This window comes from Cupriavidus basilensis, from assembly GCF_029335485.1.
In the GTDB taxonomy this organism is placed as follows: domain Bacteria; phylum Pseudomonadota; class Gammaproteobacteria; order Burkholderiales; family Burkholderiaceae; genus Cupriavidus; species Cupriavidus basilensis_E.
Map to the genome: position 1 here is coordinate 1 of NZ_JARJLM010000676.1, position 26,550 is coordinate 26,550.

The window sequence follows — 26,550 nt, forward strand, 5'->3', positions numbered from 1 at the left end:
TGCCCATCTTGCGTCACATGATTTTGGGCGGCCCTTTCAGTTCCACGACATTGCCATCGGGGTCGTGCACATAGATCGACGGGCCCCTGCCCTCGGCGCCAAAGCGCATCTCCACCGGTCCCGGCTCCACCCCGTGCGCGCGCAGGTGGGCGCACAGGCGCCCGGCGTCGAAGGGGTCGAGGCGCAGGCAGAAGTGGTCGAGGTTGCGGCCCTCCGGCCCCGGGCCGGCGCCGCCGGCGCGCCCGAGCGGGCCGTCCAGCGCAACCAGGTCGATCAGGCTGCTGCCCGCGCGCAACTGGATCAGGCCGAAGGCCGGCTGCACGCGTTCGACGCTGCAGCCAAGCACGTCCACGTAGAAGCGCATGAGCGCCGTCACGTTGCCGGTACGCAGGACCAGGTGATCGATGCCGAGGATGTGGAACATGACCTATCTCCTGGCGCCCGCGCCGCGGCGCTACAGATCCGGAATCAGCCGCTTGCCCAGGCTGACCGCCTCGTCCTGCGCGTACCCGAGGCTGCGGTAGAAGTCGATCACCTTGCTGTTGCCGGTGCGCACCATCAGGTTGATCTTGGGGCAGCCGCGCTCGATCAGCAACTGCTCGGCGTGCGCCATCAGGCGGCGGCCATGGGCGCGGCGCTGGTGGTCGGGATGCACGGCCAGGTAATAGACCCAGCCGCGATGGCCGTCGAAGCCGACCATGGCCGACGCCATCGGGCGGCCGTCCACGTCTCCCACCAGGAACAGCTCGGGCTGTTCGGTGAGCTTGCGGGCGATGTCCTTCTTCGGGTCGTTCCAGGGCCGGGTCAGGCCGCAGGCTTGCCAGAGATCGATGATGGCGGCTTCGTCGGCGGCCAGGTAAGGGCGGATCTGCATGCGGGTCGATGCGCCGCGCAATGCGGCCGCATTGTTAATTCCTTGACAGTGTAGCCGCGAATCCTGTGCCAGAATCATTGCTCGTCACAATCAAAACAAGCAGGATCATCCTGCACGGAGACCCCCCAGATGAGCGAAACGACCACGCACGCCCGTGCCACCTTCAGTCACATGGAACAAGGCACGCGCGAAGACTGGGCCGCGATATCCGCCGACTTCATGCCCTACGCGCAGGCGCTGGCCGACCGCGTGCTCGATCACCTCAGGCTGCTCGACGGCGACTACGGCGGCTTTCCCATCGACCGCCTGACCCATAGCCTGCAGACCGCCACGCTCGCCCACCGCGACGGGCGCGACGAGGAGTACGTGGTGTGCGCTCTGCTGCACGATATCGGCGACACGCTCGGTACCTTCAACCATCCCGACATCGCGGCCGCTATCCTCAAGCCCTTCGTCAGCGCCGAGAACCTGTGGATGGTCGAGAAACACGGCGTGTTCCAGGGCTACTACTTCTTCCATCACCTGGGCCTCGACCGCAACCTGCGCGAGCAATTCCGCGACCAGCCGGAGCTGTTCGCGCGTACCGTGGAATTCTGCGCCAGGTACGACGGCGCGGCGTTCATGCAGGACTACGACACGCTGCCGCTGTCGTTCTTCGAGCCGATGGTGCGGCGCGTGTTCGCGCGTCCGCGCAACTCCATGTACGTGAAGGAAAACGAGAGCACGCTGTCGCAGCCTGCCTGAGCCTGCCTGCCGGAATCCTAATTTCTGTCTTGACGGAAATTTCAGAATGGATAAACTGTCAGGCATGGAACTACAACCGGTCGCACAGCGCTTCGTCCTGCACTGGGGCGAAATGGGCTCGAAGTGGGGCGTCAATCGCACCGTCGCGCAGATTCACGCCCTGCTATTCCTTGCCGAGCACCCGCTGCCGGCCGAGGAAATCGCCGACACGCTCAACGTCGCGCGCTCCAATGTCAGCAACAGCCTGAAGGAGCTGCAGAACTGGAAGCTGATCCGCACCGTGCACATGATGGGCGACCGGCGCGATCACTTCGAGACCGTCACCGATGTGTGGGAACTGTTCCGCACCGTGGTGCGCGAGCGCAAGCAGCGCGAGTTCGATCCCACCATCGATGCCCTGCACGAATGCGTGAACAATCCCGCCTTCGCCAGGGAAAGCAAGGAAGTGCAGAAGCGCATCGTCGCCACCCTGCAGCTGATGGAAACGCTTGGCAGCTGGGGCGACGAAATGCTGCGCCTGTCGCCCGACACCCTGGTCAAGGTGATGAAGCTGGGCGCGCGCATCCAGAAGCTGGTGCGCGGCGACCAGCGCGCGCGCGAAGCCGGCAAATAGCGCAGCCACGAAAAGCAGGCCGCCGAGGTGGCCGCTTTTTTTGACCTTGAGTTTCTCTCTTAACAGAAATGAATGTAAATAAGGATGCTTGAGATGGACCCAACCAGCGGCACGCTCCATACCGTCATCCTCAACCTGCTGATCGTGCAGGGATTGATGGGCGCCTTCGATACGGTCTGGCACCACGAACTGCGCTGCGCGCTGCCGCAGCAGCACAATGCCGCGCCGGAACTGCGCCTGCATGCCATCCGGGCACTGCTGTACGGCGTGCTGTTCGGTGGCCTGGCGTGGTTTGCCTGGGGTGGCGCGTGGCTGGTGCCGCTGTGGGCCATCGTCGGCGTCGAGATCCTGCTGACGCTGCGGGACTTCGTGGTGGAAGACCAGACCCGCAGCCTGCCGCCGAGCGAGCGCGTGACGCATACCGTGCTGGCCATCAACGGCGGCGTGATCTTCGGCTTGCTGGCCTGGCATTCGCAGGCATGGTGGCAATTGCCGGCCGGTCTGCATTTCAATCCGAAAGGCTGGCAGAGCTGGGTGCTGAGCGTGTTCGCGCTGGGCGTGGCGGCGTCCGGCGTGCGCGATGCACTGGCGAGCCGTGCGCTTGCCGCCCGTGCCGGCGCGGCGCCCTCGTTCGACTTTGCCGGCAGCGATCCGGCCCGGCGCGTGCAATCCTTCCTGCTGACCGGCGGCACCGGTTTCATCGGCCAGGCCCTGGTGCGCGCGCTGCTGGCCGACGGCCATCGCGTCACCATCTGGGCGCGCAACCCGCGCGTGGCCGCGCAGTTGTTCGATGGCCGTGCGGCATGCGTCGGCTCGCTGGCGGAGCTCGACCCGTCGAGCCGCTTCGATGTGGTGGTCAACCTGGCTGGCGCGCCCATCCTGGGCTCGCGCTGGAGCGCCGCGCGCAAGCGCGGCCTGGTGGAGAGCCGCGCCGGCACCACCCGCGCGCTGGCCGCCTGGCTCGCGGCGGCAGCGCACCGGCCGCGCCTGCTGATCAATGGATCTGCCGTGGGTTACTACGGCATCCAGGCCGACGACGACACGCGCCGGTGTACCGAGGCCAGCGCGCCGCAGGATATCTTCGTCTCGCAACTGTGCCAGCAGTGGGAGCAGGCGGCGCACGCCGTGGCCGCGCTCGGCATTCCGCTAGCCGTCCTGCGCCTGGGGGTGGTCTACGGCCACCAGGGCGCGCTGCCGGCCATGCTGATGCCGGTGCGGCTGGGTTTCGGCGGGCCGATGGGCAGCGGCCGCCAGGCGCAGAGCTGGATTCACCTCGACGATGTGCTCGGCGTGATCGCCTGGCTATGCCGCGGCGCGGCGCCGGCCACCGCGGGTGCCGTCGCCACCTACAACCTGGTGGCGCCGGAGATCCCTACCCAGGCCGGCCTTGTCCGCACCGCCGCGGCGCTGCTGCGCCGCCCGGCCTGGATGCCGACACCGGCCTGGCCCATGCGCCTGGCGCTGGGCGAGCAGGCCACGCTGCTGCTCGACGGGCTGCGCGTGGCGCCGGCGCGCCTGCAGCAGGAAGGCTATGACTTCCGCTTCCCGAGCCTGCAACTGGCGCTGGAGGATCTGCTCGGCAACGGGCGGGCGGGCTCATGAACACGTTCGCCGCGTCCGGCACGGCCGCCGGCCCGCCAAGCCTGTACGGGACCATGCTGGGTGCCGCCTTTGCCAGCCTGCCGCCGGTGCTGCGGCGCTTGCATCGTGCCGAGGGCGTGCATCTGCGCGGCGCGCTGCGCGTGCGCTGGAGTACGCGGCGCTGGCTGCGCGTGCTGATGCGGCTGTCGGCGCTGCCGCGGCCCGCGGCGGCGGCGGCGTGCCTTGTGACCATCGCGTCGGAGCCCGCCGGCGAGCGCTGGCACCGCAGCATCGGCGGGTGCATCGTGGCGAGCCGCATGCGGCAGGCGCGGCCCGGTCAGGTGACGGAGCGCATGGGGCCGCTGGCGATCGTACTGGCAACGCGCGTAGACGGCGCCGGCCGGCTGCGGCAGGCCAGCCGCAGCGTCAGCCTGTTCGGCCTCACCGTGCCGTGGCTGCACGTGCTGGCCAGCGAACGCGCCCTGGATCGAGACCGCTATCGCTGCGACGTGCGCATATGGGCGCCGCGCCTGGGTTACCTGCTGCGCTATGACGGCGTGCTGGCTATCCGCGAACCTGATACTTACCTGGAGAATGTCGAATGAAGTCCGATCTGGCCGGGCGCAATGCGTCCGTCAACCTGCCTCGCGTGCCGGCGTGGATGCCCGCCGCACTGCGGCTGGCCGCGCTATATAACCTGCTCTATGCGATGGCGCTGAGCCTGTGGCCGTCGCAGATCTTCGACTGGCTGGGCATGCCGGCCACGCCCGACGCCATGATCCGCTGCATCGGCATGATGGTGGGCGTCTACGCGCTAGGCTACTGGATCGCGGCGCAGGATATGCTGCGCTACTGGCCGCTGGTGCTGGTGGGACTGGTGGGCAAGACGCTGGGACCGCTGGGCTTCTTGCATGGCGCACTGACCGGCGTCTTCGCATGGCGCAGCGGCTTGTTCGTGCTGTGCAGCGATCTGGCCTGGTGGGTGCCGTTCTGGGGGATGACGTTGTTCGCGCTGAAGTACCGGGGGGCTTGGGACGCGGCCAGGGTGGCGCGGTAACGGTGGTGGGGGGCGTTTCGGATGCCGGCGTGTTGGACAAGACCGCTGGCTTCGGTTCTTGTGGCTTCTAGCCAAGCCACCCCTCTCCCTGAGGGGAGAGGGGTAAACACCGTCGTCATTCCAAATGGTTCCTGCGCATCCTGGCGGCTTCGTTTTGTGCCTCCAGGTTTGCTCCCCCGGTTTCACCCTCCGCCTCAAGCCACCTGCTGCGCCGTCTCCGGATGACGGAACTGCTGCAGCAGCGCCGCCCAGCGCGTGCGCACCTTTGCCAGGTTGCCTTCCTTGACGTGCCCGAAGCCGCGGATATCGTCGGGCAGGCTGGCCAGCGTAATCGCCGTTGCGTGATTGGCCGCGTTCAGCCCGCTTGCCAGCTCATCCAGCAAGGCACGATACTCGCCGATCAGCGCACGCTCGGTGCGGCGCTCGGCCGTCTTGCCGAACACATCGAGCACGCCGCCGCGCAGGCCCTTCAGCCTGGCCAGCACGCCGAACAGCTTCATGGTGGAAGGGCCGAAGCGGCGCTTCACCAGATGCCCTTTCTCGTCGCGTTTCGAGAACAGCGGCGGCGCCAGCCAGAAGTTGAGCTGGTAGTCGCGGCCGGGTTCGCCTTCGAACTGGTTGCGCAGCTTGTCGAGGAAGACCGGGTCGGTGTAGAGCCGCGCGACTTCGTACTCGTCCTTGTAGGCCATCAGCTTGGACAGGTTGCGCGCCGCCGCCTCGGTCAGCGGCAGCGGCTTGCCACTGCCGACCAGCGCGCCTTCCGCCGTGCGCACGCGGTTCACGGCGTCGCGGAAGGTCTGCGCGTAGGCGGCGTCCTGGTAGGCGGTCAGGTGTTCGGCCCGGCCGGCGATCAGCTTCTCCAGCAGGGCGCCCGAGGAGGTGGGCAGCTTGACCACTTCGGCGCCTTCGGCACTGCTCTTGAGCTTGCCGGTCAGCGACAGCACGTGTTCCGGGTCATGCGCCATATGGCGGCCCCAGTCGAATGCCGCCTTGTTCTTCTCCACCGCCACGCCGTTGAGTTCGATGGCGCGCACCAGCGCATCCAGCGTCAGTGGCAGCCAGCCCTTTTGCCAGGCGTAGCCCAGCACCAGCGGGTTGGTGTAGATGGTGTCGCCCAGCAGCGCCACGGCCAGGCCGCTGGCGTTGATGAAGTCGCAGGCTTCGCCCACCGCATTGCGTACGTCGTGCTCGGCCGACAGGCCCGGGAACTGCCACTTGGGATTCTTGATGAACTCCGCCGTGGGCGTTTGCGCGGTGTTGACGATGGCGCGCGTGCGGCCCACCTGGGTCTTGGAGATGACATCGTCGGTGGCGCTGACGATGGCGTCGCAGCCGATCACCAGGTCCGCCTCGCCCATGGCGATGCGGGTGGCGTGGAGCTGGTCGGGGCGTGCGGCGATCTGCACGTGCGATAGCACCGCGCCGCCTTTCTGCGCCAGGCCCGCCATGTCGAGCACGGTCACGCCCTTGTCCTCCAGGTGCGCGGCCATGCCGAGCAGGCCGCCGATGGTCACCACGCCGGTGCCGCCCACACCGGTGACGAGCACGCCATATGGATGGTCGAGCGATGGCAGCGCCGGCGCCGGCAGCGCGGGCAGGTCGTCCATCGATACGCCGTGGCGCTCGGGCTTCTTCACCTGCGCGCCTTCGGCCGTGATGAAGCTCGGGCAGAAGCCGTTGACGCAGGAAAAGTCCTTGTTGCACGACGACTGGTTGATCTGGCGCTTGGTGCCAAGCTCGGTTTCCAGCGGTTCCACCGACAGGCAGTTGGACTTCACCGAGCAATCGCCGCAGCCTTCGCACACGGCGTCGTTGATGAAGGCACGCTTGGCCGGATCGGGATAGGTGCCGCGCTTGCGGCGGCGGCGCTTCTCGGTGGCGCAGGTCTGGTCGTAGATCAGGATGGTGGCGCCGGGCACTTCGCGCAGCTCGCGCTGGATCCGGTCGAGCTGGTCGCGGTGATGCACGTCCACGCCCTGGGGCAGCTTGATCGCCGCGCTGTATTTTTCCGGCTCGTCGGTGACGATGACGATCTTCTTTGCGCCTTCGGCCGCTACCTGGAAAGCCACGTCCTGCACCGACAGCTTGCCGTCGATGGGCTGGCCGCCGGTCATGGCGACCGCGTCGTTGTAGAGGATCTTGTAGGTGATGTTGACGCCCGCCGCGATCGACGCGCGGATCGCCAGCAGGCCGGAGTGGAAGTAGGTGCCGTCGCCCAGGTTGGCGAACACATGCTTGTCGCCGGCGAAGGGCGCCTGCCCGATCCACGCCACGCCTTCGCCGCCCATCTGGCTGAAGGTGCTGGTGCTGCGGTCCATCCACACCGTCATGTAGTGGCAGCCGATGCCGGCCAGCGCGCGCGAGCCTTCGGGCACGTTGGTGGAGGTGTTGTGCGGGCAGCCCGAGCAGAACCAGGGCTTGCGCTCGGCCGCCACGCGCGGCACGGCCATGGCTTTTTCCTTGGCCTCGATCACCGCGATGCGCGCGGCAATGCGGGCACGCACGTCCGATGGCAGCTCGAACTTGTCGAGCCGCGTGGCGATGGCGCGGGCGATGATGGCGGGCGACAGTTCATAGTGCGCCGGCAGCAGCCAGTTGCTCTGCGGGATCGACCATTCGCCGCCCGCGTTGTCCTTTTCGTCGAACTTGCCGTAGACCCTGGGGCGCACGTCGTCGCGCCAGTTGTAGAGCTCTTCCTTGAGCGCGTACTCCATGATCTGGCGCTTTTCCTCGACCACCAGGATTTCCTGCAGGCCCTCGGCAAAGGCGCGCGCGCCGTGCGCTTCGAGCGGCCACACGCAGCCCACCTTGTACAGGCGGATGCCGATGCGCGCGCAGGTCTCGTCGTCCAGCCCCAGGTTGGCCAGCGCCTGGCGCGTGTCGAGATAGGCCTTGCCGCCGGTCATGATGCCGAAGCGCGCGTGCGGCGAATCGATCTCGATGCGGTCGATCTTGTTGGCGCGCACGTAGGCCAGGCCGGCGTACCACTTGTAGTCGAGCAGGCGCGCTTCCTGCTCCAGCGGCGGATCGGGCCAGCGGATATTGAGGCCGCCCGGCGGCAGCATGAAATCCTGCGGCAGCACGATTTCCACGCGATGCGGATCGAGCTCCACCGAGGCCGACGACTCCACCACGTCGGTCACGCACTTCATGGCCACCCACAATCCCGAGTAACGGCTCATGGCCCAGCCGTGCAGGCCGTAGTCGAGGTATTCCTGCACGTTGGAGGGATAAAGCACCGGCAGCCCGCAAGCCTTGAAGATATGTTCGGACTGGTGTGCCAGCGTGGAGGATTTGGCCGCGTGGTCGTCGCCCGCGAGCACCAGCACGCCGCCATGCCTGGACGAGCCGGCCGAGTTGGCGTGCTTGAAGACGTCGCCGGTGCGGTCCACGCCCGGGCCCTTGCCGTACCACATGCCGAACACGCCGTCGAACCTGGCGTCCGGATACATATTGACCTGCTGCGAGCCCCATACGGAGGTGGCGGCCAGGTCTTCATTCAACCCCGCCTGGAACACGATGTCGTGCGCGGCCAGGTGCTGCTTGGCTTTCCACAGCGACTGGTCCAGCGCACCCAGCGGCGAGCCGCGATAGCCCGAGATAAAGCCCGCGGTATTGAGGCCGGCGGCGCGGTCGCGCTCGCGCTGGAGCATCGGCAGGCGTACCAGCGCCTGCGTGCCGCTGATATAAATGCGGCCGCGTTCGAGCGTGTATTTGTCTTCCAGGGAAACGTTTGCGAGCGCGCGGCGGATGGCGTCGCTGACCGGAGGGGCCAGTGGGGCATTCATAGGTGCTCCTCGATGGGGCATGCAGTCGGGATCGCCGACTCACTTCAGTTGTGGGCGATCGTCCAGCACCTCTTGTGAAGGGGAAGACGACCGTGTCTCGTTGGCGCATGGTAGCACCGCCCCCGAAGGGGCGGCACCTTGCGATGCAGCAAAAAATGCGCCCGCCGCAGGCGTGCTTTCCCGTATGGACACGGCTACCCGTGTACACTGCGATGCAAACAGTTTGCACAACGACCGGGCAGATGCGGACCGTGCGCCATATCCCAAGGGATGCCGCCGCGGTGCAACCCGCCCCACCCGAGGTCAATCCGGCCTCCAGGACCCCAACATGACCATTTCTTCCCGCCAGGGCACAGCGACCCTGGCCGTGCTGATCGACGCCGACAACGCGGCGCCCGCCATCGTCGAAGGCCTGCTGGCCGAAGTCGCCAAATACGGCGTGGCCGCCGTCAAGCGCATCTACGGCGACTGGACCAAGCCCAACCTGGCCAGCTGGAAGGAGCGACTGCTCTCGCATTCCATCCAGCCGATCCAGCAGTTCCGCTACACGGTAGGCAAGAACGCCACCGACAGCGCGATGATCATCGACGCGATGGACCTGCTCTACACCGGGCGTTTCGACGGCTTCTGCATCGTCTCCAGCGACAGCGACTTCACCCGCCTGGCCTCGCGCATCCGCGAGCAGGGCCTGACCGTGTATGGCTTCGGCGAGCGCAAGACGCCCAAGCCCTTTGTCACCGCCTGCGACAAGTTCATCTTCGCCGACGTGCTGCGCGCGGACAGCGATGCCGACGCCGATGCGGAATCCGACGGCGCCGCCGCCCCGGCGCGCAAGCGCAACAGCGGCGAACTGCGCCAGGACTCGCGCCTGGTGCGCCTGCTGCAAAGTGCCTCGCAGGCCGTCTCGGACGAAGAGGGCTGGTCCACGCTCGGCGGCATGGGCAACCATATCGCCAAGCAGGCGCCGGAATTCGACTCGCGCAACTACGGCTACGGCAAGCTCTCCGAACTGGTGGCCGCGACCGGCCTGTTCGAAGTCGAGACCCGCAACGGCGGCAACAACAAGACGCTGTGGGTGCGCCTGAAGCGCCGCGCGAAGTCGGGCGAGGGCGAGAGCCGTCCGGTTGAGCATCGCCAGGGCGAAAGCCGCCAGGGCGAAAGCCGCCAGGGCGAAAGCCGCCAGGGCGAAAGCCGCCAGGGCGAGGGCCGCCAGGGCGAGAGCCGCCAGGGCGAGAGCCGCCAGGGCGAGAGCCGCCAGGGCGAGGGCCGCCAGGGCGAGGGCCGCCAGGGCGAAAGCCGTCAGGGCGAAAGCCGCCAGGGCGAAAGCCGCCAGGGCGAGGGCCGCCAGGGCGAAAGCCGTCAGGGCGAGAACCGCCAGGGCGAGAACCGCCAGGGCGAGAACCGCCAGGGCGAGAACCGCGAAGGCCGCGAGCGGCGCGAAAGCCGTCGTGGCGACAACCGGCGCGGCGACGGCCGTCAAGGCGGCGATCGCCATGCCTCCCAGCAGCCGCACGGATCGCGGCCGATGCCGGCGCAGCAGCCTGCGCTGCCCGTCCTGCCCGCACCGGTGCCTGAACACGTTTTCCAGGCTCCGGCAAGTGAAACCGTGCCTTCGTTCGTGGTCGATCCGCTGGATGCCCTCGAGCGGGTGCAGGAGCCTTTCGATGATGCAGAGCAGGTGGACGAGCAGCAGGTTGATGCCGATGCTGGCGCGACCAACGCAGCGCGCCGCCGCAGCAGGCCGCCCAAGCCCGAGGTCACGCTGAGCGAGACGCCGTGGCCGATCGACCGCTCGATCTTCGTGGCGCCATCCGCGACGGTGATCGCTCCGGTGGTGGAGGCAATTGAAGAGGTCGAAGAGGTCGAGCTGGTTGAAGTGGTCGTGGTCGCCGAGCCGGTCGAGGTGGCTGAGGTAGTCCCCACGACCGAGGTGGTCGAAGCTGTCGAGGTCGTCGAAGCGGTCGATGCGGTAGAGCCGGAAATCGAGGCGAAGCCGAAAGCCAAGGCCAAGGCCAAGGCTCCGGCCAAGAAGGCTGCCGCACCTGCTGCCAAGAAGGCTGCCGCGCCTGCCAAGAAGGCGGCGCCGGCGAAGAAGGCCGCGCCCGCCAAGAAAGCGGCCGCGCCCGCCAAGAAGGCGGCCGCCGCTGCACCTGGCAAGCGCGCGCCGAAGAAGACGGCCAAGGCTGCTGAATAGGCAGAGGGCACCTCGGCTGGTGCGTGGTAGACAGTAGAAAAAACGGCGCCTTCGGGCGCCGTTTCAGTTTGGTGCGGACAAGGTCATGCTGCCGCCGGCTTGCTCTCCTCCCCCGTTTGCGGGAGAGGGCGGGCGCTTCAAATGCGCCGCGCCGGACAATGCGGATTCTTTTTCCGCGCTACCGCACCAGTTGGTTGATCTCGATGATCGGCATCAGCACCGCCAGCACGATCAGCAGCACCACCACGCCCATGCTGAGGATCAGCAGGGGCTCCAGCAGGCTGGTCAGGAACATCGTGCGGCGCTCCAGTTCCTGGCCTTCGCCCGTTGCCGCCCGTTCCAGCATGACCGGCAGGTTGCCGGTGGCTTCGCCGGAGCGGATCAGGTGTACCAGCACCGGCGGGAACTGGTTCTGCGCCGCCAGCGCGCGCGCCAGCGAGGCGCCTTCGCGTACGCGCGTGGTGGCGTCGTCCACATTGGCCTTGAGCGCCTGGTTGGTCAGTGTCTCGCCGGCCGCCTGCAGGCTGCGCAGGATGGGTACGCCGGCCGACACCAGGATGGCGAGCGTGCTGGCGAAGCGGGCGGTGTTGTAGCCGCGGATCAGCTTGCCGACCAGTGGCGCGGTCAGCAGCCAGCGGTGCCATTCCAGCCGCACGCCGGGCTGCCGCAGCAGGCTGCGTATCCCCAGGCTCACAGCCACGATCACGCCCAGCGCCGCCCACCACCAGTTGCGCACGAAGTCCGACAGCGCCAGCATGATGATGGTCAGCGTCGGCAGCTTCTGCTTGGTGTTGGCGAACACGCTCACCACCTGCGGCACCACATAGGACAGCAGGAAGATCACGATGGCGAAGGCCACCACGGTGACGATGGCGGGGTAGGTGAAGGCCAGGCGGATCTTGGCGGTCAGCGTATTGCGCGTCTCGATATAGTCGGCCAGCTTTTCCAGCACCAGGCCGAGGTGGCCGGAGTGCTCGCCGGCGGACACCAGCGCGCGGTAGATATCGGGGAAATCGCGCGGGTGCTGCAACAGCGCCACCGACAGCGAGCTGCCGCCCACCACGTCGGCGCGGATGCCGGCCAGCAGTTCGTGCACATAGCTGCGCTCGGCCTGGTCGGCCAGCGCCGCCAGCGCTTCGTCGAGCGGCAGGCCGGCCACGATCAGGCTGGCGAGCTGGCGCGTGAACAGCGATTGCTCCTGGCTGGAGAGACGGCGCACGAAGGCGGCGGTGCTGCTTTTCTGCACGCCGCCGACACCGGCCAGCGGATCGACGTTGAGCGGCGTCAGGCCGCGCGAGCGCAACTGGCCGCGGGCCTGCTTGGGACTGTCGGCTTCGATGACCCCGCGGTCGGTCTTGCCGGCGGCGTCAACGGCTTCATAGCGATAGGCTGGCATGAGCGGCTCGCCTTCAGTCGCGCGTGACGCGCAGGACTTCTTCCAGCGCCGTGGCGCCGGAGTCGATCCAGCGCTGCGCATCGCCGCGCATGGTGTGCATGCCGCGCGCCAGCGCCACCTTCTTGATCTCCGATTCGGCCGACTGGCGGTGGATCATGGTGCGGATCTCGTCATCCACGGTCAGCAGCTCGTACACGCCCATGCGGCCCTGGTAGCCCGAGTGGCCGCATTTGTCGCAGCCTGCCGCATGCCACACGCGCTGCAGCGGCTTGCCTTGCGCCAGCAGCGCGCCGGCTTCCTCGGGCGTGACTTCGATCACTTCCTCGCGCTTGCAGTGCTGGCACAGCCGGCGCACCAGCCGCTGCGCCAGCACGCCGAGCAGCGACGACGACAGCAGGAAGGGCTCGATGCCCATGTCGACCAGCCGCGTCACGGCCGAGGCGGAATCGTTGGTGTGCAGCGTGGCCAGCACCAGGTGGCCGGTCAGCGAGGCCTGCACCGCGATCTGCGCGGTTTCGAGGTCGCGGATTTCGCCGATCATCACCACGTCCGGATCCTGGCGCAGGATGGCCCGCAGCGCCTTGCCGAAGGTCATGTCGATGCGCGGGTTGACCTGGGTCTGGCCGATGCCGTCCAGATCGTACTCGATCGGGTCCTCCACCGTCATGATGTTGGTGGTGCGCGAATCGAGCCGCGACAGCGCGGCGTACAGCGTGGTGGTCTTGCCCGAGCCGGTCGGCCCGGTCACCAGCACGATGCCGTGCGGCTGGCGGATCAGGTGATCGAAGCCGCCCAGCGTGCCCGGCGCCATGCCGAGCTTGGCCAGGTCGAGGCGGCCGGCTTCCTTGTCGAGCAGACGCAGCACCGCGCGCTCGCCGTGGCCGGTGGGCAGCGTGGAGACGCGCACGTCCACCGGGCGTCCGCCCACGCGCAGCGTGATGCGGCCGTCCTGCGGCAGGCGCTTTTCCGCGATGTCGAGCTGAGCCATGATCTTGATACGGGAGATCAGCGCGCCGTGCAGCGCCTTCTTCGGGCGCACCACGTCGCGCAGCGTGCCATCGACGCGGAAGCGCACCACCGAGGACGTCTCGAAGGGCTCGATGTGGATATCGGAAGCGCCCTCGCGCGCGGCCTGCGTGAGCAGCGCATTGATCATGCGGATGATGGGCGCGTCGTCCTCGGATTCCAGCAGGTCTTCCACCGCGGGGATATCCTGCATCAGCCGCGACAGGTCGACCTCGCCTTCCACTTCGCCGACCACCTGCGCTGCGCTGCCGCTGTCCTGGCGGTTGTAGGCCTCGGACATGGCGAGTTCGAGTGCCTCGGGTTCCAGCACGCGCAGCCGCAGCGGCCCATGCACGCGCGCCACTTCGGCCAGCGCCGCGGGCGAGGTGGCGCGGCTGACCCACACTTCCAGGCCATCGGGGCGCTGGTGCGCGATCAGCAGGCGGGCCTCGCGTGCGAAGCCGTAGGTGACCAGTCGCGCGGCCATGGTCGAGGGCGGCTCCAGCGCGTCGTCGGACGCTGCGGCAGGGACGATGCTCGTTGCCATGGCCTGTCTCAGTTCACCGGGCGGACGGCGTCCACCGCTGCATTGCCGAGGCTGACGCCCGGCGGCAGCGGCGTGCCGTTGCCCGACCGTGCCTGGGGCTGCCTTTGCTGCTGCTGCTGCTGCTGCTGCGTTTGCGGCAGCGTCTGTTCCAGCGGTAACGGGCTCGGCACCGGGCCGCGCGAGCGCGGGTCGACGAAGGGCGACACCGGTGCTTCCGCCGGCGGCAGCACCGGCGTGTTGGTGTCGCGCACCATCATGTTGGGCGAGGTGAATCCTTGCTGCAGGGTGCGCATATAGTCGTAGCGGTCCTGCGTCAGGCGGTCGGTGGCGCCGGCGGTGCGCATGACATAGGGGCGCAGGAACACCAGCAGGTTGGTCTTGCCGCGGTTCTTGTTCTCGTAGCGGAACAGGCCGCCGATCAGCGGCAGGTCGCCCAGCCCCGGTACCTTCTGCACGCCGTCGCCGTAGGTGTCTTCGATCAGGCCGCCCAGCACAATGATCTGGCCGTCGTCCACCAGCACATTGGTCTCGATCGAGCGCACATTGGTGGTCGGGCCCTGGGTCAGGCTGGCGGTGCCTTGCACCACGGACGACGACTCCTGGTAGATCTGCATCTTGACCAGGCCACCGTCGGTGATCTGCGGCTTGACCCGCAGCGTGATACCGACGTCCTTGCGGTCGAAGGTCTGGAACGGCGTGACCGACGCGGCGCCGCCGGTTTGCGCGTAGGAGCCGGTGGTGACCGGGATGTTCTGGCCGATCAGGATCTTGGCTTCCTCGTTCTCCAGCGTGATCAGGTTCGGGGTGGACAGCAGGTTGACGCTGCCGTCGCTGCCAAGCGCGTGCAGCAGCGCGCCCAGGCCGACGGCCCGGTTGACGATGCCGAGGTTCAGGCCGGCCACATCCGGCACCAGCGAGGCGACCGAGGAAATGGCCCCGGTGCCATCTTTTGCGATGGCGGCGGCGGCGCCGGTCAGGTTGATGATGTTCTGGCCACCGGTGCCGAAATTGGTGCCCGCAAAGACGTTGGTGTTGCTGCTGGTCGATTTGAGCAGGCCTTGCCACTGGATGCCGAGCTGGCCGGTCTGGGTGGAAGACACTTCCACGATCATCGATTCGATATAGACCTGGGCACGGCGCGCGTCGAGGTCTTCGATCACCGCGCGCAGGTTGCGGTAGACGGGCTCGCTGGCCGTGATGATCAGCGAGTTGGTGGCGGGGTCCGCCTGGATGATGCCGCCCGTGGTCGGCAGCGTGTTGGCGGCGAACGAGTTCGAGAAGGCCGAGCCGCCGCCCGCGCCGAAGCCTGAGCCCGAGCCGCTGCGCGAGGTGCCGGTGGTGCCACCCGTGTACTGGCCGCTGGTCGGCGTCGATGTGTTGAGCAGCCCGGTGTTGCCGGTGGCGCCGGCGGCGCCCGGTGTGCCGGCCTGGCTGGTGTTGAAGGAGCTGTCGGCTGCCACGATGGCGCGCAGCGTCTGTGCCAGCTTGGTGGCTTCGGCGTTTTTCAGCGGCACCACCCAGATATTGCCCGGCCGCGCGTAGGGCTGGTCGAGCCGCTCGATCAGCTGGCGGGCCTGCTGCAGGCGCGCCCGGCTGGAGGCCCGGATCATCAGCGAATTGCTGCGCGGTTCTGCCACCACCGTGGTACGCAGGCTGGCATCGACGCCGGCCGCGCCGCCACCGGCGCCACCGGCAGCACCCGGGTCCAGCAGCTTTTGCAGCACCTGCGCGGTATCGCTGGCGATGGCGTTCTTGAGCGGCACCAGTTCGATCTCGCCGGTGGCGGGCGCATCGATGGCGGCGATGATGCGCGCCATGCGCTGCAGGTTCTCGGCGTAGTCGGTGATGACCAGCGTGTTGTTGCCGGGATAGGCGGTGATGGTGTTGTTGGGCGCGATCATCGGCCGCAGCACCGGCACCAGGTTGTTGGCCGACTCGTAGTTGAGACGGAACACCTGCGTCACCACCTGGTCGCCGCGCGACCGGCCCTCCCCGATCACGATCGGGGAGCCTTGCAGCTTGGCGTCGGCTTCCGGCACCACTTTGGTGAAGCCATTGCTCTCGACCATCGCGTAGCCCTGCATGCGCAGCACCGAGCCCAGTGTCTCCAGCGCCTGCGAGCGCGACACCGGCTGCTCGGTCACCAGGTTCACCGTGCCCTTGACGCGCGGATCGATCACGAAGTTCTTGCCGGTGGCCTGACCCACCGCCTTCACCACCGAATCGAGATCGGCATTGACGAAGTTGAGCACGACCTGGTCCCGGTTGCGCGGGGTCAGGTCGGGCGGCTGGCCGGGGCGAGCCGCAGGCTGGCTCGGTTGCTGGGCCCATAGCGGCGCCGGCGCCAGCAGGGAGAGGCCGCACAGCAGCGCGGTGGCGCGGGCGCAGCGGGTCTTGAGCGAAGGTCGAAGGGCTTGGGTTTTCATATTCGGTCCGGGGCTGCGGGCGGCGGCGCAAAGGGGTTGCACCGGCCGCCGGGGTCAGAAGCGCAGCCGTGTCACATTGTCCTCACGTCGTCCCAGCAGGCTCAACAGGCCTACCAATTGCGTGGCGGCGTCGGGGTCGGCGTTGGCCGTGCCCTCGAAGCGCGCCTGGCGGCCCAGGGTGCCGCTGCCTTGCAGATGCAGCGGCCCCGCGAGGGTGGTCAGTTCCAGCTTGCCCTCGGCTCCGGTCCAGTCGATCTCGGCACGGTAGCTGCCAAGCGGGCGCAGCCGGCTGACGGCCGATGAAATCTGGTCGAGGCGCAGCGTCAGGTGCCCGTTCGGGCCGGCAGCGCCCGGTTCCCCGGCCCGGCCGAAGAAGCGGCCTTGCAGCGCGGACCAGTCGATGCGCATCAGTCCGTCGGGCCGCAAGGTATTGAACGGCGCGCCGACGCCCTCGAGCAGGGACGCGGGCAGGCGGATGGCGCCAGCCTGCACGGTCCAGCCGAGCGGTGTCACCGCCAGGGCTACCGGGCCGCTCATGGCCTCCGAGTGCGTGACGACCACGCGCAGGGTGCCGGTCAGCAACGGCCAGAACGCCACCGACCATTGCAGCCGGCCGGGCAGCACGGTGGCCGTCTCGCTGCCCGCGCCGGCCGACAGGGCGAGGGTGGCGCTGCCGTTCCACAGGGAGCCATCGGCATCGGCCAGAAGCACGCGGCGCTGGCTCTGGCTGGCGATGCCGTCCGCGATCCATGCCGCGGGAAAGGCCGCCAGCATCGTCAATGCCACGGTGACGCCGCCGAGCGCAATCCAGCCCAGGCGCCGCCAGCCGCCACCAGGGCGGGCGCTGCGGCGGCGGACCAGCCGGAGGGCTTCCAGGCGTGCCATCAGCCGCGCCCGCCCGGGCTGTTGCCGGGACCTTGCAGGGTGGCTGTGACATTGACCATGGCGGTGGCGCCCACGTAGACGATGCGGGTCTCGATCACCTTGAGGCGCTGCTGCTGGCGCACGTCCTGCAGCCAGGCTGCCACCGCGCCGAACGGCACCTTGTCGAGCTGGAGCTGCACGCTGTTGTCGCCGGTGCCTGCCAGGCGCGTGGGCTTGAGGCCGTGCTGGGCGAGGCTTTCCTGCAGCGCCTGCGTCAGCGCCTCGCCGCGTAGCGACGGGGCCGGGCTGGCAGCCAGGCCACGCGCTTCCTGCGCCAGCGTTTCCATGGCGGCCAGGTCGGTGCGCAACTGCGGCAGGCTGCGTTGCAGCCTGGCGCGGCCGTCGGCGGCGGGTTCCCACAGGACGGTGTAGCCGATCACCAGCGCCAGCATGGCGCCGCCACCGGCCAGGATGGCCTGTTCGCGCGGGTTGCGCGCCGACCAGAACGCATCGAAGCGCTCCTGCCAGCGCCGCGGCACCCGCGGCCGCAGGCGCGCCAGCCGGTCGAAGGCGCGCGCGCGGCCACCCGGGCTGCGCTGGGAGGCGCCGGGGCCGGGCTTCGAGGCGGTGTTTTTCATCAGGTTCACTTGGCGGTCCGCGCTTACAGGCTGGGCTTGATCGACCAGCGCGTGCCGGCTGGTGCATTGCCGCGCGAGGCGTCGGGCGGGCTCTTGTCTTCTTCCATCGCCAGCCCCGATTGGCGCGCCGCGTTACGCAGCGCGTCGGTGTCGGTGCCGGGCTTGAGGGTGGCGAACAGGGTGCGGCCACGGTATTCGAGCGCGAGCAGCGCGTCCGGCGCGAGCTGGTGCGCGGCCTGGCCGAAGCGGTCCGCCAGCGGCAGGAAGTCGTCCGGCGTGCTGCGCCCGCTGGCCAGGCGAAGCTGGTCGACCTGGCGTTGCATCTGCAGTGGCGGGTCGATCACCACAGGGATCTGAGGAAAGGCGCTGCGCAGCGTCTGTTCCTGTCCGGCCACCAGGCGTTTTTCTTCCTGGCGCAGCATCAGCCAGTGGACGTTCATGCCGATCAGCTGCACCACGAGCAGGGCCGCCGCCAGCGCCAGCGGCAGGCGCCACGCCGCCAGGTTCCAGCGATCGGCCCGGCCCTGGGCGAATTCGAATTGCGCCAGGTCGAGCGAGGGGTCGCGCAGGGTGGCCTGCGCACCGTCGATCCACACCTGCCAGTCGAGCGGGCGCGCACCCTGGGGCGCCGCCTGCGTCATCGCCGCCGGCGAGGCGTACCAGTCGCCGGCGGGGGCGAGTCCTTGCCAGGCCTTGAGCGCATCGTCGCCGAGCAGCAGGCCATAACCGGCGTGCTCGCCGCTGCGCACGGTCAACTGCCAGTAGCCGGGCAGTCCGGCCGGCGCCGGTACGCCCTCCGCTTCAAACAGGGGGGACGCTGTCGGGGTGGCGGCTTCCAGTGCCAGGGCCGCCATGGCGGCCATGTCCGTGTCCGATGCGGCGGGCGCATCGGTGCCGGCGGCGGCGGTGCCCGCCAGCGCCGAGGGCGCCGCGGCTTGAGGCAGCGGCAGGCATAACTGCGCCGGCAGCACATGGCGGCGGCGGTGCCGATGTTCGGCGAAGGCGTCCAGCACGGCGCGCAGCCAGGCGCGGTCGGCCACCATCAGCAAGCGCCGGCGGGAAGCGGCGGCGGCTTTGCCCGGCAGCGCATCGAGGGCGGGACCCACGGCGATGTGACAGGGCTGGGCGTCGGTGGCGAGCACGTCCTCGACCAGGTTCGGCAGCGCGAGCTTGAGCCGTGCCGGCGCCAGCGGCGGCACCACGGCGCCGGTCAGCAGCACGTCGCTGGCTGCCATGATCAGGACCAGGCGCTCGGCGGCGGGCAGTTCGGCGATCGGGGCGTGGCCTTCGCGCAACAGCTGGGGGGCCGCCTGCGGGCCATGCCGGCGGTCGCGGTCGGCGACGGCCGTGCGCACCAGCGCAAACGGCAGGGCGCCGAAATGCCAGGGTTGAGGCTGGTCATGTGGCCGGTGCGGCAGGCGGACGTACAGGGTGGTGCTCAAGGTTTCCTTGCTACAGCGCCAACTACGGCGTCAATGAACGATAGCGGGAGGCGGGTGACCTGTGCAGCGGACCGCGCCGCATGCATGACAGACGCCGGCTGCAAAACGGCCGGTGGCCAGGACAGGCGGGCGCGCGGGTCCTTGGACTACCGCTTCCGCCGGGCCGGAGCATACCTTGCCTGTGTGACGAAATGGCGTCAATACGTATCTGTCTGAAGCTGAGTCTCAAACGCCCGCGATGCCCGCGGGGAGACGTTTGCGGGTCGTCGAGGGCTTCCGTTACCCGCCAGACTTTACCCGTATCCCCCGGGGCGATCCGGCAGCATCATCCCAAATCCCGCCAGCCGGCGCAGCCAGTCCGGCGAGGGGTTGCGGGCTAGCGCTGCTGGGGCATGCGGTCGATGTCGCGTACCCACACCACCCGGGTGGTGTTGGCGTTGCCCAGCACTTCGCCACGGTAGACCAGCGAGACCTGCATGCGGCTGGCGCGCTCGTGGCGGATCAGCCCGTAGATCAGGAAGTAATGGCTGCGTACGTCGAGCGTGCCGGTGGCGGTGTTGGGGTCGGCCTGCGGCGCCAGCGTGCGCAGTTGCGTCTGCACGTCGCCCACGTTGTTGAAATAGGCGCGGTCGCGCTGGCGCACCAGTTCGCGGGCGCGGTCCAGCGGCAGTTTGTCGATCACCGCCGCCAGCACTTCCGCGTCGGCGGTATTGGCATTGACCAGGGTGCGCTCGGGCAACACGTCGACAAAGGGGGTGAGGATCTCCACGATTTCCGGCGTGTAGCCCGGGATGGCGAGCAGATCGCGTGTGTCATCCGGCGCGCGCAGCCCGCGCTGGCTGTCGCTGCCGCCGCCGGCCGCGCTGACAAGGTAGCGCGCGGTCGGGTCGGCCAGCGCTGCGTTCAGGCCCAGCGTCTGCAGCAGGCGGCGATAGACCTCCAGGCTGGCGGTATCGACGGTGGCGATCCGGCCCTGCGATTCGCTGGCGGTCCACAGCACGAGGTTGGTGAGGTTGAAGCGGGCCTGCGCGTCGAGGATGCGGCCCGACAGGAAGGAGGTCTCGCCATCCTGGTCGGTACGCAGCGCGGCGCCGAGGAAGTCGGACAGGCGGGTCTCGGCGATCGGTACGGCCCAGGGCTCGCCCAGCTGGTCCACGCTGGTGCGGCGCTGGTCGTCACGCAGGATCAGGCGGGCCCAGTCCACCGCGGCGCGTTCGATCCAGGCCGCCTGGGCCAGCAGGCGCTGGTTCTCGATCGAGCGGATCTGTACCTGCTGGCGCCACAGCATGCCGGAGACCACGACCACGGCCAGCGTCACCACCAGGAGCGCGGTCACCACGGCGGCACCGCGCTGGCGGCGGCGCCTGGGTGCACGCAAGGCGTGGCGGGTGGCAGGGTGCTTGCTGCTCATAGGCCGGTCATGCAGATTTTCTGGAAGCGCCGCGGCGTATCGCCGTCGCCCATGCGCGCCGTCAGGGTCAGCTCGATCGCGCGCACGGCCGTGGTGGCCACGCCGAGGCTCGCGCTGGCCCCCGAGGCTGCCGCCGCGCTGGCGCTGGCATTGCCGCTGAGCAGGATGGCGGCGATGCGGCCGTTCTCGGTCTGCCAGCCGCCGGGCTCGATCCAGGTGCGCGCCGACAGGCTCTGGGCATCGCCGACCAGCGCCCGCGCCAGGTTGCCGCCGCTGTCGGGCTGGCGCAGCGTGATCAAGGCTGCCTGCACGGCGCTACGGTTGTCGGCCGGCGGGCTGGCCGCGCGTACCACGGTATTGCCGTCGAGACGGTAGGCGACCACTTGCCACTGCGTCGGGCGGCCCTCGTCGCGGCGGTCGCGCACCATCAGCAACTGGCCGTTGCCGAGCTCGACAGGGCTGCGCTGCAGCAGCGCCGGGCTGGAGAGATGTTCGCAGTCGGCCTGGAACTGGCCATATAGCAGCTTCAGTGTGTTGAGGCGGCTATCGTGGTCGGTCAGGCGCTCCCGGCCGCGTATCATCGCATCCAGCCCGCGCCACGCGATCACGGCGATCACCGCGAGCAAGGTGATGGCCACCAGCATTTCCAGCAACGTGAAGCCGCGCGTGGCGACGGCGTTGCAAGGCCGTTCAGAGCAGGTTGCGCGTTTCATTGGGAACGATGGTGACGAGCCAGGCCAGGCGCACGGATTTGTCGGCGCCGGACGGGTAGACCGCAATCTCGACGCGGCGGAAAGAGGGATTGGGCGTGCTCGACACGGATTCTTCGCAATACAGCTCGATGCCGCCTTGCGGACAGGCGTAGCCGCGCGTGCCCGGTTCGGGCCAGGTCTTGGACAGGCGCAGCGTGGAGAGATGGTTCTCGGCGCTCCACTCGGCCAGCATGCGGGTCTGCAGGGCGGATCCCGCCTCGATCATCGATCCCATCGCGCGCATGGCGGCGGTCAGCGCCACGGCCAGGATGGTCAGGGCGACCAGCACTTCGATCAGCGTGAAGCCGCGCGCGGCCTGGCGCGGCGATGGGGAGGGTGCGCGGGGGGAACGCCGGCGCAATGGCAGGTGCAACCTCATTGCATGCTGGCGAAGTAGCGGCCGGAGCCGTCGCCGGTCACGTCGACGCGGATGTCGCCGCGCACCAGCACCACGCGCTGGGGGCCGTCGATCGGTTCGCGCCCGAACACCAGGCGCGCGCCCTTGTTGCCGCTTCCGCCTTCGGTCACCGCCACGCTGTCGAGTTGCAGGCGCCAGCGGGTGGGGGCGAATACATCGCGGGTCAGGGCGGTCCAGCCGGCGGGCGTGCCTTCCAGGAAGCGCCAGCCGCCGGCGTCGGCCTCCCAGGCGATCGGCCGGGCCCGCAACTGGGCCTCCTCCTGCGCCAGCTCGAAGAGCCGCGCGATGCGTTGCCCGTCATCCAGTACGCGGCCACGCTCATTGGGGGAGGCATTGACGGCCACCAGCGAGATCACGATGCCGGCGATCACCATCACCACCAGCAGTTCCAGCAGGGTAAAGCCGCGGCTGCCGGGCGCGCGTGGCCGCGCCTGCGGCCAGGTGTCGATGGTTGCGCGCCCGGCCAGCATTGCCGATGGTTCCTTATTCCCAGTTGCCGATATCGGCGTCGTTGCCGGTGCCGCCGGCCTGGCCGTCTGCGCCAAAGCTGAACACGTCGATCTCGCCGCGCACGCCCGGGTTCAGGTACTGGTAGGGATGGCCCCAGGGATCCTTGGGCAGTTTTTCCAGGTAACCACCGCCCTTCCAGTTGTTGGGAATCGGCTCGGTGGTGGGCTTGGCCACCAGCGCGGCGAGGCCCTGCTCGGTGGTGGGATAGCGGCTGTTGTCGAGACGGTAGAGCTTGAGCGCCTGCATGATGGAGGAGATGTCCTGGCGTGCGGCGACGATGCGGGCTTCATCGGGTCGGCTCATGATCTTCGGGACCACCAGCGCGGCCAGCACGCCAAGGATCACGATCACGACCATGATTTCGATCAGGGTAAAGCCGCGGGCGCTGCGGCGGCCGAGGCGGCGGGAAGAGTCGGAGAAGTTGGCAACGATCCTACGCATCATGGTTAGCCTTATGGAATATCTGGCGGATCGCCCGCCGTTCCTGCTCGTCGTACACGGGGCGGCGATCCAGTCGGTCAAACAGTATAACCGCCACTTCATGACGGCTTCGTGAGCGGGTGCCTGCATGTTCACCCGCATCCGGCTGCCGGGGCGGCGGCGGGGTGCCGCCCTCTCGGGCACCGGCCCCGTGCCGCGTCGGCTTGCGAGGGGCAGACAGTTGTCATGTGGCTCTGGTAGGCTTGGCGTTTTGATGCCCAGCAGCTACCTTCGTGCAACTATCCTTGCGGCCTGCCCTTCGCTTCAATCTCTCTGGCCTCTGGCTGCCGCGACTGGCCGGACTCCTGCTGTTCGTCGCCCTGTGCGCGCTTGCGACCCGCTGGGTGCTGGCCTTCAGCGCGATGAAGACCATCCCCTTGCCCGGCACGGCGCGCGTGGCGCAGACCGAGGCCGTGGAGACCGGCGCCGCCGGCACGCTGTTTGGCGGTAACGTGCAGTCCGGCGTGCGCGACGTGCAACTGATCGGCGTGGTCGCCGACATCGGCAGCGGCGCCGGCGCAGCCATTGTCTCGCTGGACGGCGGTCCCCCCAAGGCGGTGCGCGCGGGGACCGCGCTGTCGCCCCAGATCCGTTTGACGGAGATCCGTGACCGCGGCGTGGTGATCGAACGCAACGGCGTGCGCCAGGAGATCGCGCTGCCGGTTCCGGCCATTGCCGTCGCCGGCGCGGCTGCGGCTGCGCCGGCGTTGCCTGCCGGCGCCGCTGCGCCGCTATCCACGCCGATGCCGGTGCCGGCCGTACCCGTACCGGCGCCGCCGCCGCAATCCCAGTCCGAACCGTTATCCCAGCCGGTCGGTGGCGCCTCCCATGAGCCTATGTCCGCCAAGGACTGACGCCGGCGTGTAGCGCGGCGTAGGGGGTCACTTACGGTTGCTTTCAGTGGTTTACGCCCGCCGTCCCTAACTGTGAGCCGCGTAACAACGTATTAGCCAGACCAACTTTCCAGCCAGGCCTGCGTTCTAATCCTTACCAGTCCACTGAGACGAAAAAGGAGCAAAGACATGCAAGCCACCCTCAAGACACGTGCGATCCGGAAGTTCCTGGCCGCTTCGGCGGTGTTCCTGGCAGTCGGCGGCACGGCTTTCGCCCAGGCCGCTGATCCGGCACCGGCGCCGCAGTCCGGCATGGATCAACATAAGTGGCATGGGCACGAGCACGGCGGTATGTGGTTCAAGATGATGGATACCAACCACGACGGTGTCATCACCAAGGCCGAGTATGACGCCTTGTTCAAGCGTATCGACACCAATCACGACGGCAAGCTCGACAAGGCGGAACTGGCCGCTTTCCGCAAGACGATGATGGAACAGCGCCGCGCCGAGATGCAGGCTCGCTTCGAAGCCCGCTTCAAGGCCGCCGACAAGAACGGCGACGGCGCGCTGACCAAGGAGGAAGTGCAGGCGGCCATGCCTCGCCTGGCCAAGCATTTCGACGAACTGGACACCAACCACGACGGCAAGCTGACCATGGACGAGATCCGTGCCGGCATGATGAAGATGCACGAGCAGCGGATGCACCGCGACGGCCAGGCCATGCCAGGGGCGCCTTCCAGCCGCGGCGGCTGAGGAGCACCGGGGCGCCGTTGCGCCATCGAGGTCAGGATGTAGAAAACGCGGCCCGTATGGCCGCGTTTTTTTGCGTTCCCGAACCGAAAGGCGCCTTGATCTCGAGGCAGTGTTAGCCGAAGCCCCGGCAGCCCTTGCGCCGGGCGAGCGCCTGGAAGACCAGGCCGGGATACCGGCATTGCTCATACCGGCGGACTTGGCACCATCCTTGCCTTCCTAACGGCGACCAGATGGGCCAGCGAATCGACAACACCCTTGATGGCCGGCATGCTCTGCACCATCCGGCCGCTGCTGTGGCCGGAGCCCGCGCGCCCGGTTCCAGGGCACGGCGGCGGGCAGCGGCGGCATCCTGCTTCCGGACGGCGCTCGTGGGCGATGGCGGAGGGTACCGTGTATTCGAGCCCGCCGCCCGTGGCGAAGGGGGCCGGAGGGAGGAGCGGGCAGGGTGGATGACCCGCACACCATAAAAAATTGCGTACTTGTGCACGGTTTGCTAAATTTGCGCAAAAAAATTGCCGACAAACATATTGCGGAGCAACAATATCGTGAGCAAGGTGGAGCTGGACAAGATCGACAGGAAGATCCTGGAGGTGCTGCAGACCAACGGGAGGTTGACCAACCTGGAGGTGGCCGAGCGCGTGAACCTGTCGCCCAGCCCCTGCCTGCGGCGCATTCGCCGGTTGGAGGAGATTGGCGTGATCCGCCAGTATGCGGCGCTGCTGGAGCCGGGAAAGATCGGGCTGGGTTTGCTGGCCTATATCAATGTGCGGCTGGAGAAACACGGCGGCGCGCCCAAGGGCAAGGCGCCGCTGGACCTGTTCCGCGCCTCCATTGCGATCTGGCCCGAGGTGGCGGCCTGCCACGCCATGACGGGCGAGATGGACCTGCTGCTCAAGGTGTACGTGGAAGACATGGAGCACTTCGCGCGCTTCATGAAGGACCATCTGCTGGCCCACCCGGCGGTGATCGACGTGCGCTCGAGCTTCGCCCTCGAAAGCATCAAGGACACCACCGCGCTGCCGGTGGCGGAAGGCTGAGGACTACAGCCCGCATATGAAAATGGCGCGCCGGGCGGGCGCGCCATGCTTGCGATGCCTGTCGGTGCCGCAGGGGCCGCGGGTCAGGCGGTACCCTTCTGCGGCAGCATCGAGCGCCAGAAGCGCAGGCCGAAACGGCGGGCGTCGCGCAGATTGCGGCGCAGCATATAGTCGAGGTCGGCTACCTGCTCGTCGAGTGCCTCGGTCAACCGGCTGACGGTATCCGCGGGCGGCAGTTCCAGGTAGGCATCGGCCTCGCCATAGGCGTACTGGACTTTCATGCCGGCCTTCTTGGCGATGTGCATCATGGCCGAATTGCGCGACAGGCAGTGCATGTACAGGGTGCGCACGTTGCTGTTGCGGCCATGCATGGCCGCACGCTCGAACAGCGCACTGCCGATGCCGCGGCCACGGGCGCTCTGCGACACGGAAACGCCGAATTCGGCCACGCGGCCCTGCGTGTTGTCGCGCAGGTTGGCGAAGTGGCCCACGCCGATCAGTACCAGGTGTTCGTCGTAGACGCCGAATACGGTGTCGTGGTCGAAATCAATGCTGTCGACGTAGGCTTCGATCACGTGATCGCCGACGGACTGGCCAAAACGGAGCAGGCGATCCTCCTCGCCCAGGGCGAGGAAATGCTTCAGCAGACGCGAGCGATGATGCGCTGCCAACTCGCGCACCAGGGTGGTGGGGCGATGCGAGGCTTGCGCGGCTGCGGCTGCACGGCGGAGATCTTCGTCGGATACGGCCCCGACGGCCTTGCTCAGTTCGAGCGGATTCACTTTGATTCCTTACGATGTATTCAAGTATAAAAATAGCACTCAACGGGTGTTCGCCCATGCACTTTCGGCGTTCCCTGAGAGGGGCAAGGGCAAACACTATCTTGCTGCATTGCAGAAAGTATTGTAGTGGAATTGTCAGTTCGGCGTAAGGTTGGGGCTGGCAGAACCTTGTGGCATTTTGTAAATTCCGTGTTAGCTTAGCAAAATCAATGGGTTAGCGCCGATTTGTCGCTGGCCGCGACGGCTTGGGGTGTGGGTTTGCTGCAACGCGGCAAAGCATGCGGCTGCCGTTGGTCTCGCTCTTGCCCATTTGCGTGGGCGTATGGGCGGGCAATTGCTCACATCAAAATGTGATTTTTGAAGTTCTTTTTGGCCTCGTGCCTTCTTCCCACAGGATTTTTTTCA

23 protein-coding genes and 1 pseudogene are annotated in these 26,550 nt (G+C 68.0%); 9 read left to right on the top strand and 15 right to left on the bottom strand.

Annotated features, from left to right (window positions below; all coding sequences use genetic code 11):
- Positions 1-13 precede the first annotated feature (13 nt).
- Both P3W85_RS41420 and P3W85_RS41425 read right to left on the bottom strand, forming a co-directional pair.
- Positions 14-424, bottom strand: a complete 411-nt coding sequence (locus P3W85_RS41420; protein WP_276269089.1) for a VOC family protein — start codon at positions 422-424, stop codon at positions 14-16.
- Positions 425-454: 30 nt separating this feature from the next.
- Entirely contained in the window at positions 455-874 is a 420-nt protein-coding gene (locus P3W85_RS41425) for a GNAT family acetyltransferase (protein ID WP_035812260.1), read from the bottom strand.
- A gap of 129 nt (positions 875-1,003) precedes the next feature.
- On the opposite strand from P3W85_RS41425, the gene P3W85_RS41430 reads away from it, so the two are divergent.
- The 5 genes from P3W85_RS41430 (at position 1,004) to P3W85_RS41450 (ending at position 4,869) form a co-directional block, all read left to right on the top strand.
- On the top strand, positions 1,004-1,618 hold the full coding sequence (locus tag P3W85_RS41430) for an HD domain-containing protein (protein ID WP_276269090.1): 615 nt from the start codon (positions 1,004-1,006) through the stop codon (positions 1,616-1,618).
- A 64-nt stretch (positions 1,619-1,682) separates the two neighbouring features.
- Positions 1,683-2,231 (top strand): GbsR/MarR family transcriptional regulator, encoded by a 549-nt coding sequence (locus P3W85_RS41435; protein WP_035812258.1) that lies wholly within the window; start codon positions 1,683-1,685, stop codon positions 2,229-2,231.
- Between the two features lie 93 nt (positions 2,232-2,324).
- On the top strand, positions 2,325-3,833 hold the full coding sequence (locus P3W85_RS41440; RefSeq protein WP_276269091.1) for a TIGR01777 family oxidoreductase: 1,509 nt from the start codon (positions 2,325-2,327) through the stop codon (positions 3,831-3,833).
- On the top strand, positions 3,830-4,417 hold the full coding sequence (locus P3W85_RS41445; RefSeq protein WP_276269092.1) for a DUF4166 domain-containing protein: 588 nt from the start codon (positions 3,830-3,832) through the stop codon (positions 4,415-4,417). The genes P3W85_RS41440 and P3W85_RS41445 overlap by 4 nt, the downstream gene beginning before the upstream one ends.
- Positions 4,414-4,869: a hypothetical protein gene (locus P3W85_RS41450; protein ID WP_017224482.1), complete on the top strand. Its 456-nt coding sequence runs from the start codon at positions 4,414-4,416 to the stop codon at positions 4,867-4,869. Before P3W85_RS41445 ends, P3W85_RS41450 begins: the two co-directional genes overlap by 4 nt.
- A gap of 194 nt (positions 4,870-5,063) precedes the next feature.
- Here the strand turns inward: P3W85_RS41450 and P3W85_RS41455 are convergent, their stop codons facing one another.
- Positions 5,064-8,657: an indolepyruvate ferredoxin oxidoreductase family protein gene (locus P3W85_RS41455; protein ID WP_276269093.1), complete on the bottom strand. Its 3,594-nt coding sequence runs from the start codon at positions 8,655-8,657 to the stop codon at positions 5,064-5,066.
- Positions 8,658-8,985: 328 nt separating this feature from the next.
- On the opposite strand from P3W85_RS41455, the pseudogene P3W85_RS45735 reads away from it, so the two are divergent.
- Positions 8,986-9,777, top strand: a pseudogene (locus tag P3W85_RS45735) (NYN domain-containing protein); the annotation flags it as partial.
- Between the two features lie 1,252 nt (positions 9,778-11,029).
- On the opposite strand, the gene gspF reads toward P3W85_RS45735, so the two are convergent.
- From gspF to gspG, 11 genes are all read right to left on the bottom strand, one after another.
- The gene (gene gspF, locus P3W85_RS41465; protein ID WP_017229911.1) at positions 11,030-12,247 is read right to left on the bottom strand and encodes a type II secretion system inner membrane protein GspF; all 1,218 of its coding nucleotides are present in this window, start codon (positions 12,245-12,247) and stop codon (positions 11,030-11,032) included.
- 13 nt (positions 12,248-12,260) lie between these two features.
- Positions 12,261-13,799, bottom strand: coding sequence for a type II secretion system ATPase GspE (gspE, locus tag P3W85_RS41470; protein WP_276269095.1), 1,539 nt, complete (start codon positions 13,797-13,799; stop codon positions 12,261-12,263).
- Between the two features lie 8 nt (positions 13,800-13,807).
- Positions 13,808-16,225 (bottom strand): type II secretion system secretin GspD, encoded by a 2,418-nt coding sequence (gene gspD / locus P3W85_RS41475; protein ID WP_276269096.1) that lies wholly within the window; start codon positions 16,223-16,225, stop codon positions 13,808-13,810.
- A 54-nt stretch (positions 16,226-16,279) separates the two neighbouring features.
- A complete protein-coding gene (locus tag P3W85_RS41480) occupies positions 16,280-17,110 on the bottom strand; it encodes a type II secretion system protein N (RefSeq protein ID WP_276269097.1) in 831 nt (276 codons plus the stop codon).
- Entirely contained in the window at positions 17,110-17,727 is a 618-nt protein-coding gene (locus P3W85_RS41485; RefSeq protein WP_430869714.1) for a type II secretion system protein M, read from the bottom strand. Before P3W85_RS41485 ends, P3W85_RS41480 begins: the two co-directional genes overlap by 1 nt.
- A 23-nt stretch (positions 17,728-17,750) precedes the next feature.
- A complete protein-coding gene (gspL, locus tag P3W85_RS41490) occupies positions 17,751-19,169 on the bottom strand; it encodes a type II secretion system protein GspL (RefSeq protein ID WP_276269099.1) in 1,419 nt (472 codons plus the stop codon).
- A gap of 376 nt (positions 19,170-19,545) precedes the next feature.
- Positions 19,546-20,580: a type II secretion system minor pseudopilin GspK gene (gene gspK, locus P3W85_RS41495; RefSeq protein ID WP_276269100.1), complete on the bottom strand. Its 1,035-nt coding sequence runs from the start codon at positions 20,578-20,580 to the stop codon at positions 19,546-19,548.
- A complete protein-coding gene (locus tag P3W85_RS41500; RefSeq protein WP_276269101.1) occupies positions 20,577-21,293 on the bottom strand; it encodes a PulJ/GspJ family protein in 717 nt (238 codons plus the stop codon). Before P3W85_RS41500 ends, gspK begins: the two co-directional genes overlap by 4 nt.
- A complete protein-coding gene (gene gspI / locus P3W85_RS41505) occupies positions 21,271-21,711 on the bottom strand; it encodes a type II secretion system minor pseudopilin GspI (protein WP_017224927.1) in 441 nt (146 codons plus the stop codon). Before gspI ends, P3W85_RS41500 begins: the two co-directional genes overlap by 23 nt.
- Positions 21,708-22,220: a GspH/FimT family pseudopilin gene (locus P3W85_RS41510; RefSeq protein ID WP_017224926.1), complete on the bottom strand. Its 513-nt coding sequence runs from the start codon at positions 22,218-22,220 to the stop codon at positions 21,708-21,710. Before P3W85_RS41510 ends, gspI begins: the two co-directional genes overlap by 4 nt.
- 13 nt (positions 22,221-22,233) lie before the next feature.
- Positions 22,234-22,701, bottom strand: a complete 468-nt coding sequence (gene gspG, locus P3W85_RS41515) for a type II secretion system major pseudopilin GspG (RefSeq protein ID WP_035807222.1) — start codon at positions 22,699-22,701, stop codon at positions 22,234-22,236.
- Between the two features lie 272 nt (positions 22,702-22,973).
- On the opposite strand from gspG, the gene P3W85_RS41520 reads away from it, so the two are divergent.
- From P3W85_RS41520 to P3W85_RS41530, 3 genes are all read left to right on the top strand, one after another.
- On the top strand, positions 22,974-23,594 hold the full coding sequence (locus P3W85_RS41520) for a type II secretion system protein N (protein WP_276269102.1): 621 nt from the start codon (positions 22,974-22,976) through the stop codon (positions 23,592-23,594).
- Between the two features lie 168 nt (positions 23,595-23,762).
- Complete coding sequence (locus P3W85_RS41525) at positions 23,763-24,326, top strand: EF-hand domain-containing protein (protein WP_017224047.1); 564 nt, start codon at positions 23,763-23,765, stop codon at positions 24,324-24,326.
- Positions 24,327-24,871: 545 nt separating this feature from the next.
- Positions 24,872-25,363, top strand: coding sequence for an Lrp/AsnC family transcriptional regulator (locus P3W85_RS41530; protein ID WP_035805264.1), 492 nt, complete (start codon positions 24,872-24,874; stop codon positions 25,361-25,363).
- Positions 25,364-25,446: 83 nt separating this feature from the next.
- Here the strand turns inward: P3W85_RS41530 and P3W85_RS41535 are convergent, their stop codons facing one another.
- Positions 25,447-26,145 (bottom strand): GNAT family N-acetyltransferase, encoded by a 699-nt coding sequence (locus tag P3W85_RS41535; RefSeq protein WP_017224045.1) that lies wholly within the window; start codon positions 26,143-26,145, stop codon positions 25,447-25,449.
- Positions 26,146-26,550 lie beyond the last annotated feature (405 nt).